The organism is Curvivirga sp., from assembly GCF_965219885.1.
Lineage (GTDB): Bacteria > Pseudomonadota > Alphaproteobacteria > UBA8366 > Aestuariispiraceae > Curvivirga.
Genome location: NZ_CBDCOT010000007.1, coordinates 378,790 through 396,472, shown reverse-complemented (window position 1 = coordinate 396,472; position 17,683 = coordinate 378,790). Strand labels below are relative to the sequence as shown.

16 protein-coding genes are annotated in these 17,683 nt (G+C 43.3%); 8 read left to right on the top strand and 8 right to left on the bottom strand.

Annotation, left to right across the window (positions count from 1 at the left end):
• Window positions 1-77: 77 nt before the first annotated feature.
• Both ACOQOA_RS01930 and ACOQOA_RS01925 read left to right on the top strand, forming a co-directional pair.
• Window positions 78-1,010, top strand: coding sequence for a sulfite exporter TauE/SafE family protein (locus ACOQOA_RS01930; protein WP_155154022.1), 933 nt, complete (start codon window positions 78-80; stop codon window positions 1,008-1,010).
• A 1-nt stretch (window position 1,011) separates the two neighbouring features.
• The gene (locus ACOQOA_RS01925) at window positions 1,012-1,764 is read left to right on the top strand and encodes a TIGR02186 family protein (RefSeq protein WP_420546978.1); all 753 of its coding nucleotides are present in this window, start codon (window positions 1,012-1,014) and stop codon (window positions 1,762-1,764) included.
• Window positions 1,765-1,771: 7 nt separating this feature from the next.
• Here the strand turns inward: ACOQOA_RS01925 and ACOQOA_RS01920 are convergent, their stop codons facing one another.
• From ACOQOA_RS01920 to ACOQOA_RS01910, 3 genes are all read right to left on the bottom strand, one after another.
• A complete protein-coding gene (locus tag ACOQOA_RS01920) occupies window positions 1,772-2,098 on the bottom strand; it encodes a hypothetical protein (protein ID WP_420546977.1) in 327 nt (108 codons plus the stop codon).
• Between the two features lie 78 nt (window positions 2,099-2,176).
• Window positions 2,177-3,514, bottom strand: coding sequence for a glutamate--tRNA ligase (gene gltX / locus ACOQOA_RS01915; RefSeq protein ID WP_420547109.1), 1,338 nt, complete (start codon window positions 3,512-3,514; stop codon window positions 2,177-2,179).
• Between the two features lie 32 nt (window positions 3,515-3,546).
• Window positions 3,547-5,217, bottom strand: coding sequence for an NAD+ synthase (locus ACOQOA_RS01910; RefSeq protein ID WP_420546976.1), 1,671 nt, complete (start codon window positions 5,215-5,217; stop codon window positions 3,547-3,549).
• Window positions 5,218-5,422: 205 nt separating this feature from the next.
• Between ACOQOA_RS01910 and ACOQOA_RS01905 the strand changes: the two genes are divergently transcribed.
• Window positions 5,423-6,289, top strand: coding sequence for a hypothetical protein (locus ACOQOA_RS01905; RefSeq protein ID WP_420546975.1), 867 nt, complete (start codon window positions 5,423-5,425; stop codon window positions 6,287-6,289).
• A gap of 16 nt (window positions 6,290-6,305) precedes the next feature.
• Here ACOQOA_RS01905 and ACOQOA_RS01900 read toward each other — a convergent pair whose 3' ends face one another.
• The 3 genes from ACOQOA_RS01900 to gor all read right to left on the bottom strand — a co-directional run bounded on the left by ACOQOA_RS01900 (window position 6,306) and on the right by gor (window position 10,519).
• Entirely contained in the window at window positions 6,306-7,418 is a 1,113-nt protein-coding gene (locus ACOQOA_RS01900) for a nicotinate phosphoribosyltransferase (protein WP_420547108.1), read from the bottom strand.
• 136 nt (window positions 7,419-7,554) lie between these two features.
• Complete coding sequence (locus ACOQOA_RS01895) at window positions 7,555-8,937, bottom strand: class II 3-deoxy-7-phosphoheptulonate synthase (RefSeq protein ID WP_420546974.1); 1,383 nt, start codon at window positions 8,935-8,937, stop codon at window positions 7,555-7,557.
• Between the two features lie 226 nt (window positions 8,938-9,163).
• Window positions 9,164-10,519 (bottom strand): glutathione-disulfide reductase, encoded by a 1,356-nt coding sequence (gene gor / locus ACOQOA_RS01890; protein ID WP_420546973.1) that lies wholly within the window; start codon window positions 10,517-10,519, stop codon window positions 9,164-9,166.
• A gap of 155 nt (window positions 10,520-10,674) precedes the next feature.
• On the opposite strand from gor, the gene ACOQOA_RS01885 reads away from it, so the two are divergent.
• The 5 genes from ACOQOA_RS01885 (at window position 10,675) to ACOQOA_RS01865 (ending at window position 16,037) form a co-directional block, all read left to right on the top strand.
• Window positions 10,675-10,998, top strand: a complete 324-nt coding sequence (locus tag ACOQOA_RS01885) for a hypothetical protein (RefSeq protein WP_420546972.1) — start codon at window positions 10,675-10,677, stop codon at window positions 10,996-10,998.
• Window positions 10,998-11,438: a hypothetical protein gene (locus ACOQOA_RS01880; protein ID WP_420546971.1), complete on the top strand. Its 441-nt coding sequence runs from the start codon at window positions 10,998-11,000 to the stop codon at window positions 11,436-11,438. The genes ACOQOA_RS01885 and ACOQOA_RS01880 overlap by 1 nt, the downstream gene beginning before the upstream one ends.
• 88 nt (window positions 11,439-11,526) lie before the next feature.
• The gene (locus ACOQOA_RS01875; protein ID WP_420546970.1) at window positions 11,527-13,146 is read left to right on the top strand and encodes an amidohydrolase; all 1,620 of its coding nucleotides are present in this window, start codon (window positions 11,527-11,529) and stop codon (window positions 13,144-13,146) included.
• 211 nt (window positions 13,147-13,357) lie between these two features.
• The gene (locus tag ACOQOA_RS01870; protein ID WP_420546969.1) at window positions 13,358-15,256 is read left to right on the top strand and encodes a propionyl-CoA synthetase; all 1,899 of its coding nucleotides are present in this window, start codon (window positions 13,358-13,360) and stop codon (window positions 15,254-15,256) included.
• Between the two features lie 196 nt (window positions 15,257-15,452).
• On the top strand, window positions 15,453-16,037 hold the full coding sequence (locus ACOQOA_RS01865) for an HD domain-containing protein (protein ID WP_155154034.1): 585 nt from the start codon (window positions 15,453-15,455) through the stop codon (window positions 16,035-16,037).
• A 42-nt stretch (window positions 16,038-16,079) separates the two neighbouring features.
• Here the strand turns inward: ACOQOA_RS01865 and ACOQOA_RS01860 are convergent, their stop codons facing one another.
• Both ACOQOA_RS01860 and ACOQOA_RS01855 read right to left on the bottom strand, forming a co-directional pair.
• Complete coding sequence (locus ACOQOA_RS01860) at window positions 16,080-16,718, bottom strand: NAD(P)-dependent oxidoreductase (protein WP_420546968.1); 639 nt, start codon at window positions 16,716-16,718, stop codon at window positions 16,080-16,082.
• A 24-nt stretch (window positions 16,719-16,742) separates the two neighbouring features.
• On the bottom strand, window positions 16,743-17,621 hold the full coding sequence (locus ACOQOA_RS01855) for an EamA family transporter (RefSeq protein ID WP_420546967.1): 879 nt from the start codon (window positions 17,619-17,621) through the stop codon (window positions 16,743-16,745).
• Window positions 17,622-17,683 lie beyond the last annotated feature (62 nt).

The window sequence follows — 17,683 nt, the reverse complement described above, 5'->3', positions numbered from 1 at the left end:
ATATTTTAAATTCATCCATCAGGATTGAATTTATATAAGTCTATAAAAGAACACCAACAAAGAAAAAGTTACGACGCATGTATATTTACCTTCCCATTGCCGAGATGTCAGTCAACATCTTCGTCATTCTTGGAATGGGTATTGGTGTTGGCATGCTCTCTGGCATCTTTGGTGTTGGCGGAGGCTTCCTGATGACCCCTCTCCTTATATTTATGGGCATCCCCTCACCTGTTGCGGTTGCAACGGAGGCCAATCAAATTGTCGCCTCTTCAGTATCTGGTGTTCTGGCACATTGGCGACGTGGGAATGTTGACTTTAAGATGGGAACGGTCCTGTTAATAGGCGGTGTCGTTGGCTCATCCGGTGGTGTTGTTTTATTTGCTTGGCTACAAACTCTTGGCCAGATCGACCTTGTGATTAAATTATCTTATGTCGTCTTTCTTGGTATTATCGGTAGTTTGATGATGCTTGAAAGCATTCGCACTATGTTTAAAAGCCGCCGTAAAGGTGGTACAACGGCGATCGCAAGACGTAAGAAAAACAAGCACACATGGATGCATGGCCTTCCTTTGAAGGTGCGGTTTAAGAAAAGTGGTCTTTATATCAGCGCAATCGTCCCGTTTATGATTGGCGCTTTCGTTGGTGTATTATCCGCCATTATGGGGGTCGGTGGTGGCTTTGTCATGGTGCCTGCGATGATCTATCTACTTGGCATGCCAACCGTTGTCGTTGTCGGCACTTCTTTATTTCAAATCATCTTCGTGACCGCCAATGCAACCTTCCTACAATCTTATATGAACCAAACCGTTGATGTGGTTCTTGCCGTTCTCTTATTAGTTGGCGGGGTTATTGGTGCCCAAATCGGTACCCGTGTTGGCGCGAAGATGAATGGTGAACAATTACGTGGCCTTCTAGCAGCAATGGTACTTGCCGTCTGTATAAAGATCGGACTTGATCTTATCTTAACACCTGAAGATATCTATAGCATCGGCATGATCGGGGGCCATTAAGATGAAAGTGGTGTCCCGTTTCATTCTTCTTGCGAGTATATTTATATTTCCAAATCTAGCAGCCAAAGCTGAAACTTTGGTAGCTGATCTATCTGATCATGTTGTTGCCATCACTACAGGCTTCACAGGCACAGATCTTTTGTTATTTGGCTCCGTCTCTGATGTGGGCGATGTAATTGTTATCGTTCATGGCCCAACGGAAGAAATCGTCGTACGAAAAAAAGAACAGATCAGCGGCATTTGGGCCAATAAAGATTCCATTACCTTTGAACATGTCCCTTCTTTTTATAGCGTAGCGGCTAGCCCCGAAGCTATGAGCCGTGTTTCGTCCGCCGTGGGACGCCGTCACCAAATCGGTGCTTATAATGTACGTTTTGATTCCAAAGAAGATATTGATCGCCAAACAGCAGCGCCTTTCAAAGAAGCATTGGTGCGCAATAAAACCAAAATGGGCTTATATACAAAACGCCCGGCACTTGTAGAAATGCGCGGACGTCATTTATTTAGAACAAAAGTTCATTTTCCAGCCAATGTTCCAACTGGAACCTATCGTGTCGAAACCTTATTATTAAAAGAAGGTACCGTTATCGCAGCACAAAACACGCCCTTATTCATCAACAAATTAGGCTTTGGTGCACAAGTTTTCCGTTTTGCTCATCGCCATCCTGCCCTTCATGGTCTAGCCGCGATCATCATCGCTGTGCTCGCAGGCCTATTCGCAAATTGGGTGTTCAGAAAGTTAAGTCAAAACTAAATCTGGCTTATTTCCCTACTAAAGATTTCACACAAACAAGTGATGCCATTTTGGGTAGGATTTCCAATGTTTCATCACTAAGATATGTCTGATCGAGACACTGCACGACACCAAATGCCATAACCGCCAATTGATCTTCACGACTGACAGACTGACCTTCAGCAGATAAATAAGAATCCACCCAATGAATAGCGGTAATGAGGCGTTCCGACTTCTTACCACGCAACCATTCTTCTATACTCGCTTCATGCAATGGTCCCTGAACAGGCACCTCAGAAGCCATTGATGTCGATACAAAAAATACCAATCCAAATACTGCTAAAATCTTTTTCATTTTTATCCCCAACTCATCTTTTCTTATAGACAAAAAAGCCGGACCTGAAAGCCCGGCTTTTTGCAGTTATTTTAAACTCTATTTCAAACGGCTTGCCGCGCGTTCCTTACCAATAATTGGTAATAGATCACGAAGCTCTGGTCCATTTTCTTTGCCTGTAAGCGCTTTACGCAATGGCAAGAACAGAGTTTTACCTTTTCGATCTGTTGCATCTTTTACAGCACCCGTCCAAGTTTTCCATGTGGTTTCATCATAGTCACCATCAGGGAGCAAATCAGATGCTTTCACCAAAAATTCTTTATCATCATCAGCCACAACAGGCTCAATCTCACCAAAGCAAACATCCGCCCAATAAGACACAGCGTTTAAATTTTCAAGATTACCTGAAACAGCAGCCCAGAAGATTTCGCTATCAGCCCGACTATCAATTTCAGCCAATGTCTCACGGATATCAGTGAACGCTGTTTGGTGCAGGAATTTCGCATTAATTGTTTCTAACTCATGTGGCTCATAACGTGGACTAGCACGGCCATAAGCACCTGCATCAAATGTATCAATCAAAGCTTGCATATCATCTTCACCGGTCGGAGCCGTTGATGTACCCAAACGCGCTAGATAAGCAACAAGTGCTTGTGCAGACATTTTATCTTTGCGCATATCTTCAATCGATAAACTGCCAAGACGCTTGGACAAACCTTTACCATCAGCCCCCATCATCAATGGATAATGACCAAAACCAGGCACATTAAAGCCAAGTGCTTCAAATAACTGTACCTGTACAGCTGTGTTTACAACATGGTCTTCACCACGAATGATATGGGTCACATCATGATCCCCATCATCCACCACAGAAGAAATGGTATAAAGGAAACGTCCATCCTCACGCACCAATACGGGATCAGATAGATGACCGGCTTCAAAATGTGTATGCCCGCGACCTAGATCTTCCCAAGTTACAGGCTCATCCAACAATTTAAAGCGCCAATGCGGACGACGACCTTCTGCCTCATAAGATGCAATCTGCTCATCCGTTAACTCAAGTGCCGCGCGGTCATAGACAGGCGGCTTACCTTGTCCAAGCTTAATCTTGCGTTTTAATTCTAGCTCATCCGGTGTCTCATAACATGCATAAAGACGACCTTCTGCTTTTAGTTTGTCGAGCGCCTCATTATAGCGATCATAACGATCTGACTGTTTGAATGTTTCATCCCATCCAAGACCTAACCATGTTAGATCATCACGAATACCTTGTTCATATTCGGCTGTACTACGCTCTTCATCCGTATCATCAATGCGAAGCTGAAAAATGCCACCCTGGCTGCGTGCGAACAACCAATTCATAATGGCTACACGTACGTTACCAACATGGATTTTCCCTGTTGGACTAGGGGCAAAACGAACTTTAACAGTCATAATACTTCTCTTGAACTTTCAATCTAATTTAATTTTTAAATGGCTCGACGGAACGCATTTGTAATCGGGTAACGGCGATCACGCCCAAAGGCACGTGAAGTTACTTTCACACCCGGAGGTGCTTGTCTACGCTTATATTCCGCTAAGTCAAGTAGGCGCCACACTCTTTGCACAGTTTCCAAGGGATGTCCACGCTCTACAATCTGATCTACACCCATTTCACCTTCTACAAGACAATATAGAATATCATCAAGAACTTCATATGGCGGCAGGCTATCTTCATCTTTTTGATCAGGCTTTAACTCCGCTGACGGCGGCTTAGAAATTATACGTTCCGGCATCACGGGGCCATCAGGGCCTTCCAGCACAATATCAGAGTTTTTGAGTCCTTCATTACGTAAAACACAAAGACGGAAAACATCCATTTTATAGATATCTTTCAAAACAGAATATCCACCACACATGTCACCGTATAATGTCGCATATCCCACAGACATCTCAGATTTATTGCCCGTAGTTAGCACCATATATCCATGTTTATTAGAAATCGCCATCAAGGTTAAACCGCGTGAGCGGGATTGGATGTTTTCTTCAGTCGTATCTGAATTCGTCCCTTCAAATAACGGAGAAAGCATATCATCAAATGCTTTCATTGCAGGACCGATGTTAACCTCATCTAATCGAACGCCAAGCATCTCACATGCCTGCTCAGCATCTTCTAAACTTTCGCGACTGGTATAAGGTGATGGCATCATCACACAATGCACTTTATCCGCGCCTAAAGCATCGACAGCCACAGCAGCTGATAAAGCGGAATCAATACCACCTGACATACCAAGCACAACACCTGGAAAGCCATTTTTCTGAACATAGTCACGCAAACCTAAAACCATGGCTTGATAAACAGAATTCAGACGGTCCGGTTGATCATGATGTGAGATCGTTTCACATGCCCAGCCAGCGTCACCTCGTTTCCATGTCGTGAGGGTCACATTCTCAACAAAGGCAGGCATTTGAACTGCTAAAGAGCAATCTCCGTTTAAGACGAAAGACGCGCCGTCAAACAATAATTCATCCTGACCACCAACTTGATTTACATATGCCAGCGGCAAACCACTTTCACGAACACGTGACACAGCATGATTCATCCGTTCATCCATCTTATCCATTTCAAATGGAGATCCATTTGGTGAAAGAAGAATTTCTGCGCCAGTTTCTTCAAGACATTCAACAATATCTTCAAACCACAAATCTTCACAAGTTAACAAACCAAGTGCGATACCTTTATAGGCAACAGGGCCCATTGGCGAACCTTCACTAAAGATACGCTTTTCATCAAATACACCATAATTTGGTAGATGGCATTTTGGGCGAACAGCCTGCACATCCCCTTCATCCAGTAGTAAGACAGCGTTATACAACTTTCCGTCCATTCGCCATGGTGTGCTCAAAACAATTGCTGGATGATCGCCTCTTGTTTCAATAGCCAATATTTTCACACTTGCTTCGATGCGATCCATAAATAACGGCTTTAAAACCAAATCTTCAGGTGGATAACCGGATGTCATCAATTCACCCGTCACCATCAAATCTGCATCCATGTCTCTGGCAGTTTTGTGGGCTTCGCGAATTTTGTGCATATTGCCTGTCAAATCGCCAACTGTAGGGTTAAGTTGCGCCAGTGCAATTTTCAATTCTTCAGTCATCGTTCCATCCTGATAATGAAATAGTTTCAATCTATTGCATCTAGTTCTTGGCAGATTGAACCGATGCAGAGTAGACTTAAGAGGTTGTAATGCTGCAAAGCCTTCTGTTCAAGTAAACTATAAGCTTAACAGTTGGTATTTTTTGTAAAAAGCAAACATTTTTAAAGACGAAAACCACAATCAGTATCGCAGGATGCAAGGATTTATGCCTGAGTCAGAGAATAAAATAGATACCCGTCCACACAATCTTGGCTATGGCCCGGACCATTTAGGACAGGTCATGGACCAGCTATTAGATTTATTTGCCGAACGTGTTATAGGACCAAATTCAAGCAACAGTGACACGATTAACATATCTGATATTCATGCCGCTCTTAGCGCTTTCAAATCACGTACAGATTTAGAAATTCAAACCTTACTCACACAAGGTTGGGAGAATTTATCCAAGGCATCTGAAGAAGTTTATTGGGCACGAATGAGGACGCATCCACTGGAACGCTTGATGGTTAGAAATTTTGCACATTTGCTAGCTCCCTATGGCGAAGCTCCTGTTCAAAATATTTCACTATCTCGACGCATCATTCCTGCATTTACAGGCGTTTTAAGCCGTATGATCGGCCCTGAATTAATGACGACATATCAGACACGTGCACAAGAACTGGTAGATCGACAAAAAGAAATTTCCGGTGACGTTTTTGACTGGACAACCCTTTATGATACACCAAGCGCACAAGCCATCATCAATGATATTCTAATCTATATCGCACAATATTTCGCCGATATAGAACAGCGTCGTATTTGGATGGTTGATTTCTTTAACCGTACGATGCCAAAACCACAAAATGATGCGGAAGAGAATTGGCATTTTGATGATGTCACCTTTATCCAGCTAGTTATGGCTCTATATGCCAATCTTTTTGCTGAGATGGAAATCCCACAATCTGTTGAAGAACTAAAAAGGCGGTATGGCCAATATAATCTTGATAGCTTGAAACGAATGCATCAAGCCTTACAAATAGACTCACAAAAAGTTTATACCATTCAAGCGAATGAAAAAAACGCAGATGATTAATCTTTTTGAATAGAGATTATTTCTTCTCTGCCTTTAACAGGAATTCGCGTCCCACTTTAACCCTTGCAATACCGTCATAATCGACAATATCGGCCGTCGCATAAGTCTCTGACCATTTTTCTGGCAAATAACTTCCACTACCAACCACATCAACAGGTGCATCCGCTAGGGAAAGAATGCGACATTTCTCCGGCCCAAAACCACTGGATGCCACAATGCGCGCATTTTCATATCCGGCTGCGTTTAATTTTTCACGTAAATGCCAAATTGCTGCGGCGGAAACACCTGGACCAATCAAATGGCGTAATTCTGCTTCTGTGCGATATCCCCGGATCGCGTGAGCCGCATGGCGTTCCAATACAGCGTAGGACGCAGCAGGATCAAGCCCCTCACAGAAACGACCACCTAATGTATCCAGACGGAACGCCAATCGACCCGCCTTTGCCAATTCAGGAAAACGTTCACATACGGCTAAAGCATCGGTAATTTCTTGCCCAAAATAATCAACAAGCACGGTCATCGGTTCATCTGAGAATGCGTCATGATACATTTCTGCGGCACGCAAAGTGGACCCTGCATACCCAATCAATGCATGCGGCATCGTGCCCATACCGGAATCTTTACCAAAATAATGAGCTGTGGCATCAGTTGCATTGCCGATAAAACCAACTACATTTTCACCTTTTTCTTTTGCACGACGCGACCCAACAGACGCTGCATATGCCATAATCTCTGCCATTTCAGCACCGGCACAATGACGTGCATCCATCGCAAGGAAAGCTGTGTTCGGCATTTCTGTACACATGGTAAAAGCGTTATAGGCAGCAACACATGCAGGCCCAATACGTTGCAAAAGAAGTGTTTCCAGCTCGCTCAAATGATAGAATGAACCTGTAATATACATGATCGGCTCCCCTGCACCGACCCAGCGCCCTTCTTCATATTGAAGGTCGACTTTATATTCAAACCCTTGTTCTTGCGCGACTTCAGCTAAATAATCCAAAGCCATTTTCGGGGCAGAAACCACAGGGCGACGCATAAAGATCGCATAAGTAACTTGCGCATCACCAAACTTGCCGATGATTTCTTTGGTGCGTTTGAAATACGCATCCGTCCACATTGGCACCATTTCAGATTTTTTCACGGGTTTCCCCTCCAACACTTCATGCGAGATATTCTCATTTAGAGCTTTATTAACAAAAAACGCTGCCCTTTCACAAGAGCAGCGTTTCTAATTTTTCAACTATTTGGCTAGTTTACGTCACTTAAGAAGCTTTTGCCAAGCTTACTTGATGATCATCACGTGCTTTTTTCAAGGATTCAGCAATCAAAAATGCTAATTCCAAAGACTGCTCACCATTCAAACGTGGATCACAATGTGTATGATAACGCAAAGACAGATCATGATCTGTAATCGCACGCGCACCACCTGTACATTCGGTCACATCACGACCAGTCATTTCAAAATGAACACCACCGGCCTGTGTGCCTTCAGCCCGATGAACGGCAAAGAAGTTTGTTACTTCACCTAAAACGCGTTCAAATGGACGTGTCTTATAGCCTGTTTCCGCCTTGATTGTATTGCCATGCATCGGATCACAAGACCAAACTACATTACGGCCCTCTTGCTTCACACGACGTACTAATGCTGGCAAGTAATCTTCAACTTTGTCATGCCCCATACGTGCAATCAAAGTTAAACGACCAGCTTCGTTTTGTGGGTTCAAACGATCAATAATACGGATCAATTCATCAGGATCTGTTGTTGGACCACATTTCATACCTACAGCATTTTGTACACCACTAAGGAATTCAATATGTGCACCATCCAATTGACGTGTGCGATCACCGATCCACAACATATGTGCAGAACAGTCATACCATTCACCTGTCAAACTATCCTGACGTGTCAATGCTTCTTCATACCACAACAACAAAGCTTCATGAGATGTGTAGAAGTTTGTTTCTTTCAACTGAGGTACATTTTCAGATGTAATGCCACAAGCTTTCATGAAATTAAGCGCTTCATCAATACGGGCTGACATTGCCTCATATTCAGCGCCTTGAGGACTGTCTTTAATGAAATCCAGATTCCAACGATGAATCTTGTTTAAATCAGCAAAACCACCTTGGGCAAATGCACGCAACAAGTTCAAAGTTGCAGAAGCTTGATTGTAAGCTGCAACCATACGTTTCGGATCCGGGATACGTGCATCGGCTGTAAAGTCGATACCATTAATGATATCGCCGCGGTAACTTGGCAATTCCACGCCATCCACTGTCTCAGTATCAGCAGAACGTGGTTTAGCGAATTGCCCCGCCATGCGGCCAACCTTCACTACAGGTTGAGATGCACCAAAGGTTAACGCAACAGCCATTTGTAGCATTACCTTGAATGTATCACGGATATTATCTGCCTTAAATTCTGCAAAGCTTTCAGCGCAATCTCCACCTTGTAAAAGGAAGGCGTTGCCATCGACAACTTTAGCTAGCTCTTTTTTCAAACGGCGCGCTTCGCCTGCAAATACCAAAGGCGGATAAGCGCGTAAGCTATCTTCAACAGCTTCCAGTGCTTTTTGGTCCGGATAGACCGGAACCTGCCGGATTTCTTTTTCTCTCCAGCTTTTCGGTGTCCAATTTACCGCCATGGTAATCTCCAATTCGTTTCTAGTTTGTCTTATATCTAATAAATTTCCTCACTTTTCCAAAGGACGCAATAATCAGACAAATCGCCCTCAAAAAAAGCAAGATAGGATTTTTACCCCTTCCCATCAGACATGACCAGCAGAAAAGGGACAAAAATCAACATTTCTATAGAATTATAACATAAACGACATATTTCCTCACCTAAGGGGTAGCAAGGAGCTACCCATATTAGGAGGAAACTGGGCTGCGCATAGTGACAAACTCTTCTGCGCTAGATGGATGAATACCAATTGTCGCATCAAAATGAGCTTTTGTTGCACCAGCTTTCAGCGCAATCCCCATTCCTTGAACAATTTCGCCTGCATCTGGTCCAACCATATGTAAACCAAGTACTTTGTCTGAATTTCTGTCAACAATCAGTTTCATCAATGTACGTTCTTGATTTTCAGTCAGAGTAAACTTCATTGGACGGAAATCAGATTTATAAACATCAATTTCACCATATTGATAACGTGCTTGTGCCTCCGTCAAACCTACAGTACCCACTGACGGTTGAGAGAACACAGCCGTTGGGATGTTATCATAATCCATCTTGCGATCTTCACCTGCAAATAGATTGTGGACCAGAACCATTGCTTCCTCGATAGCTACAGGTGTCAGCTGAACACGATTAATCACATCGCCTAAAGCATAGATATTTGGCTGAGACGTCTGGAAGTCATCATTCACGACAATAGCACCAGCCTTATCCATTTCAACACCTGCAGCTTCAAGCCCCAGATTGGCTGTTTTTGGTGAACGACCTGTTGCATACATAATGAAATCTGCCTCGATCGTTGAGCCATCCTCAAGAGTTGCTACCAAACCACTATCTGTTTTTTCAATTGAGGCAATATTACTATTCACACGAAGGTCAACGCCTTTGCGAATAATCTCTGTGGTCAAATGATCACGGATATCCTCATCAAAACCGCGTAAAATTTTCTCACTACGATAAAGTTGAGTGACGTTGGCTCCGACACCATTAAAAATGCCTGCAAATTCAACTGCAATATAACCACCGCCTACAACGATAATTCGTTCAGGCAATTCTTCCAGATAGAAAGCGTCATTAGAGGTAGAAATATATTCTTTACCAGGGATATCAGGCACAGAAGGCCACCCACCAACAGCCACAAGGATCTTTTCCGCTGTATATTGTTTTCCTGCAACTTCAACAGTATGTGCATCAACTAAGGTCGCACGACCATTGATCAGTTCCACGCCTGCATTTTTCAACAGATTTTCATAGATACCATTTAAACGGCTAATCTCTTTGTTTTTATTTTCAATTAATGTTTTCCAGTTAAAGCTTTTATCATTTACAGACCAGCCAAAACCTTGTGAATCATGAAAGTCTTCGCCAAAGTGAGATGCATAAACGAATAGCTTTTTCGGCACGCACCCCACATTCACACAGGTTCCACCAAGAAACATATCTTCGGCAACAGCAACCTTCTTACCCATGCCCGCAGCCATGCGACTTCCTCGCACACCGCCGGAACCAGCACCAATTACAAATAAGTCATAATCATAAGCGGACATGTTTGCCTCCAATGTCTCTGTCAAAAATCAATTAAACAATGAGATAGGACGGAAAAGCACCAGATACAAGATATAAGTCGATCACATAAAGATGAATTGGCAAATCTCGACGAATTCCCATATGATTTCCCATTCTAACTAATCAAAGGAAGACCATGTCTGACGAGTTCGAATATAACAAGTTATGCATCTGCACTAATTTGCGTGGTGGTGATATACTTCCCTCTTGCGGAAAAGTTGGATCAAAAGAACTTGCCGATGCCTTAGAGCAAGGCTTGAAAGACATGAAGCTACCCTATGAGTTTCAACGACTTCATTGCATGGGAAAGTGCCATCTTGGCCCGACCATGCGACTTTCCCCCGGAGGGCCGTTTATCATGGGCGCTAAATTAAGTGATGTGGCACATATCTTGAATCTGTTAAAAGACGGTAACTTTGACCAACTCGCACAAGAATTTCCTTTAAAGGAGAGCGCCTAATGCGCCGAATAGCACTTATCAGCACAATAATATGCACCACATTATTGATGACAGAATTTGCACTTGCTCAACAAAGCAAATGGCTACCTTTGGGTGGAATTGGTCGTGCGTTAATGCCTGGAGAAACAAAGAATCCAAGGTTCAAACATGGTGATACCCGTGTTAACTTTTTTGTGGAAGGAAGTCAGTTAGATAGCCTCCTGAATCCCGACCTAAGTACAGGTTGTGTCTTGGGAGAATTTAATCAAATTAAGCGCCGCAAATATTTTGTAAATGTGCGCCTACCTGACAACAGCGTGAAGCGTTTTGGCTTTGCGACAGGCAATGGCTACAATTTACGTGATTATAACAGTCGTAGAAACCTCGATGAAGTTTACCTATTTGATCTGGACGGCACTTCTGAATGCCGCGTTTATTCCATAATGACACCAGGTGGATAACACAATTCACCTACTCTTTTCTATTGACTATTAAACGATCATTTGAATAAATCAAAAATGTGATCAAATTATAGAAACGAGAAAATCAATGTCATTACATGCTGACCAAATCCTGATAAATGGAAATATCTACACAATTGATCCTGCCAATCCAAAAGCTGAAGCAATGGCAGTTAAAGATGGCAAAATCCTGCATATAGGTAGTAATGATGAAATCCGAAACATGGCAAATTCGGGCACCGCGATCATTGACGCACAAGGAAAAACTGTTTTCCCTGGCTTCCAAGATACACATATGCATCTACAAGATAGTGGTGCAGAAATGGCGTGGAATGCCGATCTAAATGATGTTGAATCCGTTGCCGACATCCAAAAGGCGCTTAGTGATCATGCAAAAACCACGGATGATCTTTGGGTTTGTGGTACGGGCTTCAACCCCGGTTCCATCACCACAAAACATTTGAGTAAAGAGGACTTGGATAAAGCCGTACCTGATCGCCCTGTCTTTATCTTTGCAGCCGATTATCATAATGCTGTGATGAATACGAAAGGTTTTGAGACATTAGGTATCACGCCTGACACGCCAGATCCTGAAAATGGCCATATCGTAAAAAATGAAGATGGTTCCATTCAAGGTTGGCTATTTGAAGATGCTATTTGGTGGGCAAAAAAACAACAGCCGAAAGTCGAAGATGATTATTGGGAACGTGCTGTTGAAGTTGGTGCTGCGCATTGTAACGCCCATGGAATTACAGCAGTGTTGGATGCCATGGTCGCGGACCGACATCTACGCGTTTATCACAAGTTGGAACAGGAAGGCCGTTTAAACGTGCGCGTGCGTTCAACATCCAAAATCTTTGATAGAGAATCCGTTGAAGATGCCGTCAATCGCTTGAAGGGCTATCGCGCTCAATATGACAGCGACATGCTATCCCTTCATTCTGCAAAATTCTTCCTAGACGGTGTTTTTGAAAATAAAACAGCGATGTTACTGGAACCCGATACCGAAGGTGACAATGCGGAATTAATGTTTAACAAAGACCATCTCATGGATTTGATGGTGGCCTTTGATAAAGAAAAATTCCAGCTGCACCTACATGTGATCGGTGATGGGGCCACACGCGTAGCCCTTGATGGCATTGAAAAGGCCATACAAGAAAACGGAAAATGGGATAGCCTGCATCAACTGGCCCATTTACAATTGGTTGATCCTGCAGACATTCCGCGTTTTGGTGAATTAGGCGCGGTTGCCAATATGCAACCTTTATGGGCAATCCCCGAAGAATCCATTACCGAAATGGCACAACCTTGGCTGGGCCCGGAAAGATCAAAATGGATTTATCCAACAAAATCACTTGTTGAATCAGGCTCCTACGCGATTAGTAGTGATTGGGGCGTCAGCACTTTAAATCCGTTCGAGATTATGCAGGTTGCCTGTACTCGCGCATTTGACAGAGATAGTGAGGCATTACTCCCCGAGCAATGCCTAACCGTAGATCAAGTGATTAAAGGATACACTATTCATGCAGCAGAATGTGCATGGCGTGCAGATAAGACAGGCACCTTGGAGAAAGGAAAATATGCTGATTATATCATCATAGACCATGATCCATATGAAACGGATTTATTCGAACTTGCCAAAATTAAAGTTGACCTGACAATTCTCGAAGGGCGTGAAGTCTATCGTAAGGAAGGCTTTAATGGATAGAGTTTTACTAATAAGCATAGCAAAAAACTAAATTATTTTGTGATCATATATATTGCGGCGCATTCAAATGGGTGCACCGCAATATTTTTCTTGCAGCCCTTCTTTCCATGCTTCATATTTGCCTTAAGTAATAAAAGAAAACATTTCTGGATTTAAGAAAAAATAATATTACAGAAATGCGATACCTAAATGGTACATACGGGAGGACAATATGAGCGAGAAACTTGACCAATTGCAAAAGCATGCCTTGGAGAAACCAGAAGAATATTGGGCAGCGGCAGCAGAAGCAATTGATTGGTATAAACCCGCCGATAAAATTCTAGATGATAGTGGGGCTCCGCATTTTTACCGATGGTTCAAAGGGGCGAGTTGTAACACATGTTACAATGCTGTTGACCGTCATGTGGAAGCTGGCTTTGGTGAACAAACGGCCATCATCTATGATAGCCCGATTACTGGTACTCAAAGTAAAATTAGCTATGCGCGCCTGCAAAGCAAAGTGGCACGTGCGGCCAGTGTTTTGAAATCTTTAGGTGTTGAAAAAGGTGATCGTGTCGTCATTTATATGCCGATGATCCCACAAGCAGCGATTGCCATGTTGGCTTGTGCACGCATTGGGGCGATCCATTCTGTTGTCTTCGGCGGTTTTGCCGCACATGAATTGGCAACCCGCCTTCGTGATGCAACGCCAAAAGTTATTCTAACTGCATCTTGTGGTATTGAACCGGGCCGCGTTGTGGAATACCAACCAATGATCGAAGGTGCCTTGGCCGAAGCTCCCGGTATTGTAAAAAATGTTGTTGTTTTCCAACGTGATCAAGCCACATGGAATATGAAAGAAGGCCGCGATCTTGATTGGCATGATTCAATCCATAATGCTGAGCCTGCTGATTGTGTGCCTGTAGAAGCGACTGACCCTCTCTATATTCTTTATACATCTGGCACGACAGGCCAGCCCAAAGGGGTCGTGCGTGATAATGGCGGTCATATGGTTGCCCTAAAATGGTCAATGAAGAATATCTACAATGTGGACCCGGGTGAAGTTTACTGGGCGGCGTCAGATGTCGGTTGGGTTGTTGGCCATAGCTATATTGTTTATGCCCCTCTCCTTCATCGGGCGACTACTGTGATGTTTGAAGGGAAACCGGTTGGCACCCCTGACGCTGGTGTTTTTTGGCGTGTCATTGAAGAACATAATGTAACGACCCTCTTCACAGCACCAACAGCTTTCCGTGCCATTAAGAAAGAAGACCCGAATGGGGATTTAGTAAAGAAATATAATCTATCTAAATTCCGCTCTCTATTCTTAGCGGGTGAAAGATGTGATCCTGATACCCTTCATTGGGCTCAAGATATTCTTGGCGTGCCGGTTATTGACCATTGGTGGCAAACAGAAACAGGCTGGCCTATGGCTTCGAACCTGCTTGGTGTCGAACAATTACCAATTAAAGCAGGCAGCCCAACCCGTGCCGTCCCTGGCTATGATGTCCATGTCTTAACCCCAGAAGGTGAAGTTTTAGCCCCCGGTGAAATGGGATCAATTGCGACTAAGCTTCCAATGCCTCCGGGGTGTTTACCAACTTTGTGGAATGCCGATCAACGCTACATCGACAGTTATCTATCTGAATATGAAGGCTTCTATGCCACAGGTGATGCGGGCTACATGGATGAAGATGGTTACATCTATGTCATGTCTCGTACTGACGACATCATCAATGTCGCAGGTCATCGCCTCTCCACGGGTGCGATGGAAGAAACACTATCTGAACTGGATGATGTTGCAGAATGCGCTGTGATCGGTGTTGCCGATAATCTGAAAGGACAATTACCACTTGGCTTTGTTGTTCTTAAGTCAGGTGTTGATAAAGCCAATGATGACGTTGTGAAAGAAGCTGTATCTCAGGTTCGCACACAAATCGGACCTGTCGCAGCCTTTAAACATTGTGTGGTGGTTCAACGTCTTCCAAAGACTCGATCTGGTAAAATCTTGCGCGCGACCATGCGTAAAATCGCCGATAGCGAAGATTTTAAGACGCCAGCAACCATTGACGACCCTGCAATTCTAGATGAAATTAAAGTCGCGCTTCAGGGCATTGGTTACGCTCAATAACCTATTATAAATAAATACTTATTTCTAAAAACCTCGCCAACCTATGGCGAGGTTTTCTTTTGCTATATTCCACGCCAAATTAAAAAAGCTCACTGTAGTCGTTTTTTCTAATGACGGCAGATCAAACCTGTGATTAGAGTTTCACATAAACAAAAAAACACGAACCTAAACATAGAATATAGGGAGTATTGGGATCATGTTAGATGAAGTAGCAAGCTTCACCCGAATGGAAGATGGCACACGTGAGGATTATGAAATCCTAGAACGTTATGAAAAGCCTTTCATTGCTGCAACAGCAGATCGTGTTCTTGATATGTTAAAGTCACTTGATGGCTCCATGGGTGGTTATCAAGTTTCTCGTTATGAACATAGTTTGCAATCCGCTACACTGGCTTACGAAGATGGTCAGGATGAAGAAATGGTCGTTGCCGCCCTTCTCCACGATGTTGGGGATATTATGGCACCGGAAAATCATTCAGAACTGGCCGCCGCCGTATTACGTCCATATGTTTCTGAAAAAACATATTGGATCATTAAACATCATGGCGCCTTCCAGTTTTATTACTTTGGTCATCATTATGATCTAGATCGCAATATCCGTGATAAATTTAAAGATCATGAATGGTTCAAGGATTGCGAAGACTTCTGTTACAAATATGACCAATGCGCCTTTGATCCCAAGAAGGAAAATAAACCGCTGGAGTTTTTTGAACCAATGGTAAGACGCATTTTTTCTCGAAAACCATTTGTATGGGATTTGAAATCCGATAAGCTGGATTAATCAGCTAAAAGAAAAGGAAGCCAAATGGCTTCCTTTTTTGGTTTAGTATCCCGCTGTAAATCTTTGTCGAATAAATCGTCTATTTTCAACTTCATCAAACGCAGCCATAGCAAAATCTTCCATAGATATTTTCGAATTGCCATTATCATCCGTGACCAACTGATCTGTTTCTATACGATATTTCCCCGTTCGCTCTGCAGGGACTAACATGGCGGATGGGGCCTGATAGGTCCAATCCACATCCATCACTTCTAAACACATATCATATTGCGCCTGACAGGCTGTTGCGATCGGTCGCACAGCATCTGGCAAGAAATCTGGTGCTGTTAAAACAGTGTAATCTGTGTTCGGGATTTTTAAACTTGCAGCACCGCCTGTAATTAAAATTGGCAACCCAGCTTCTCCTGCAATTGATATCACTTTCGACGTTAATGGTACCAATAAATCTTCTTTACCTTCAGCAGGACGCAATGCAGATAAAATAAAGTCATGTTCTTTTACGATTGAAACCAAATTTTCCGTATCATCTAAATCACCAATAACAACCCGAACTTTATCTCCCCAAATCTCTGCTTGATCTGGGTTACGAATAAAGACAGTAACTTCGTATTCTCTCATCAACGCCTCGCTTACGAAACGCTGACCAACATCACCAGCAGCACCAAAGATAATCATTTTCATTTTTCTATTCCTTTTCCATTTCCATTACGCGGTTGATTTATTTAGTAAGTTAATTCGAAAGCCTGATTGTTGCCCCAGCCACACGCTGAAGATCACAAAAACAAGGCCAACTATTTGTAGAGTTGTAAGGTTTTGACCCAAAATTCCCCATCCAAGCAATACAGCGGCAGCGGGGCTGAAAAATCCAAGAACGGAGATTTTCGCAGGCTCTATTTTGGAAATTCCGCGGAACCATAAAATATAGGTAAAAGCCGCACCAATAAGCCCTAGATAGATTAAGCCTGCATAGTTTTTTACCGTTAACACTGGTAGAGCGGGTTCAAAAATCATCGAGAATGGTAATAAGATCAGACCACCAGCAACCAACTGCCATGACGTGAATGTCAACAATGAAACGGGCGGTTGCCATTTACGAGTCAAAATTGTTCCTAATGCCATAGAAGCGGCACCCGCTGCCGCGGCTAAAATGCCTATCATGTCAAATTTTGCCTCACCGGAAAGCACCAGAAAGGCAACACCGCCAATCCCGACAAGCGCTGCAACAACAGAGATTATGCGTAACTTCTGGCCTAAAACCGCACTTGCTAAAAAGATAACAACAAGAGGTTGTATGGCCCCTACTGTCGCTGCAACACCACCTGGCAATCGATAAGCTGCTTCAAAGAGCATCCACCAGAAAAACCCAAAATTCAAAACACCAAGTAGGAATACACGCCCCCACCAAATCATCCCTTCCGGTAGTTTTCGAACGACCAGTATAAGTAATAAACCTGCAGGCAAAGCCCGTAACATTGCAACCGTTAAGGGATATCCCTGCGGTAACAACTCTGTAGTGATGATATAGCTGCTTCCCCAAATGGCGGGCGCCAGAGCCGTCAATATTAAATCCAAATGTCGAGACATCTTGTGTCTCCTTTCAATTTATCTTGAAGTCGAGATATTTATCTTGATATCAAGATACTTTA

What these genes read in the sequence shown, in the direction of transcription:
- ACOQOA_RS01930 (WP_155154022.1), top strand. Translation starts at nt 78, where the DNA reads ATGTATATTTACCTTCCCATTGCCGAGATGTCAGTCAACATCTTCGTC.
- ACOQOA_RS01925 (WP_420546978.1), top strand. Translation starts at nt 1,012, where the DNA reads ATGAAAGTGGTGTCCCGTTTCATTCTTCTTGCGAGTATATTTATATTT.
- ACOQOA_RS01920 (WP_420546977.1), bottom strand. Translation starts at nt 2,098, where the DNA reads ATGAAAAAGATTTTAGCAGTATTTGGATTGGTATTTTTTGTATCGACA.
- ACOQOA_RS01910 (WP_420546976.1), bottom strand. Translation starts at nt 5,217, where the DNA reads ATGACTGAAGAATTGAAAATTGCACTGGCGCAACTTAACCCTACAGTT.
- ACOQOA_RS01905 (WP_420546975.1), top strand. Translation starts at nt 5,423, where the DNA reads ATGCCTGAGTCAGAGAATAAAATAGATACCCGTCCACACAATCTTGGC.
- ACOQOA_RS01900 (WP_420547108.1), bottom strand. Translation starts at nt 7,418, where the DNA reads ATGGTGCCAATGTGGACGGATGCGTATTTCAAACGCACCAAAGAAATC.
- ACOQOA_RS01895 (WP_420546974.1), bottom strand. Translation starts at nt 8,937, where the DNA reads ATGGCGGTAAATTGGACACCGAAAAGCTGGAGAGAAAAAGAAATCCGG.
- gor (WP_420546973.1), bottom strand. Translation starts at nt 10,519, where the DNA reads ATGTCCGCTTATGATTATGACTTATTTGTAATTGGTGCTGGTTCCGGC.
- ACOQOA_RS01885 (WP_420546972.1), top strand. Translation starts at nt 10,675, where the DNA reads ATGTCTGACGAGTTCGAATATAACAAGTTATGCATCTGCACTAATTTG.
- ACOQOA_RS01880 (WP_420546971.1), top strand. Translation starts at nt 10,998, where the DNA reads ATGCGCCGAATAGCACTTATCAGCACAATAATATGCACCACATTATTG.
- ACOQOA_RS01875 (WP_420546970.1), top strand. Translation starts at nt 11,527, where the DNA reads ATGTCATTACATGCTGACCAAATCCTGATAAATGGAAATATCTACACA.
- ACOQOA_RS01870 (WP_420546969.1), top strand. Translation starts at nt 13,358, where the DNA reads ATGAGCGAGAAACTTGACCAATTGCAAAAGCATGCCTTGGAGAAACCA.
- ACOQOA_RS01865 (WP_155154034.1), top strand. Translation starts at nt 15,453, where the DNA reads ATGTTAGATGAAGTAGCAAGCTTCACCCGAATGGAAGATGGCACACGT.
- ACOQOA_RS01860 (WP_420546968.1), bottom strand. Translation starts at nt 16,718, where the DNA reads ATGAAAATGATTATCTTTGGTGCTGCTGGTGATGTTGGTCAGCGTTTC.
- ACOQOA_RS01855 (WP_420546967.1), bottom strand. Translation starts at nt 17,621, where the DNA reads ATGTCTCGACATTTGGATTTAATATTGACGGCTCTGGCGCCCGCCATT.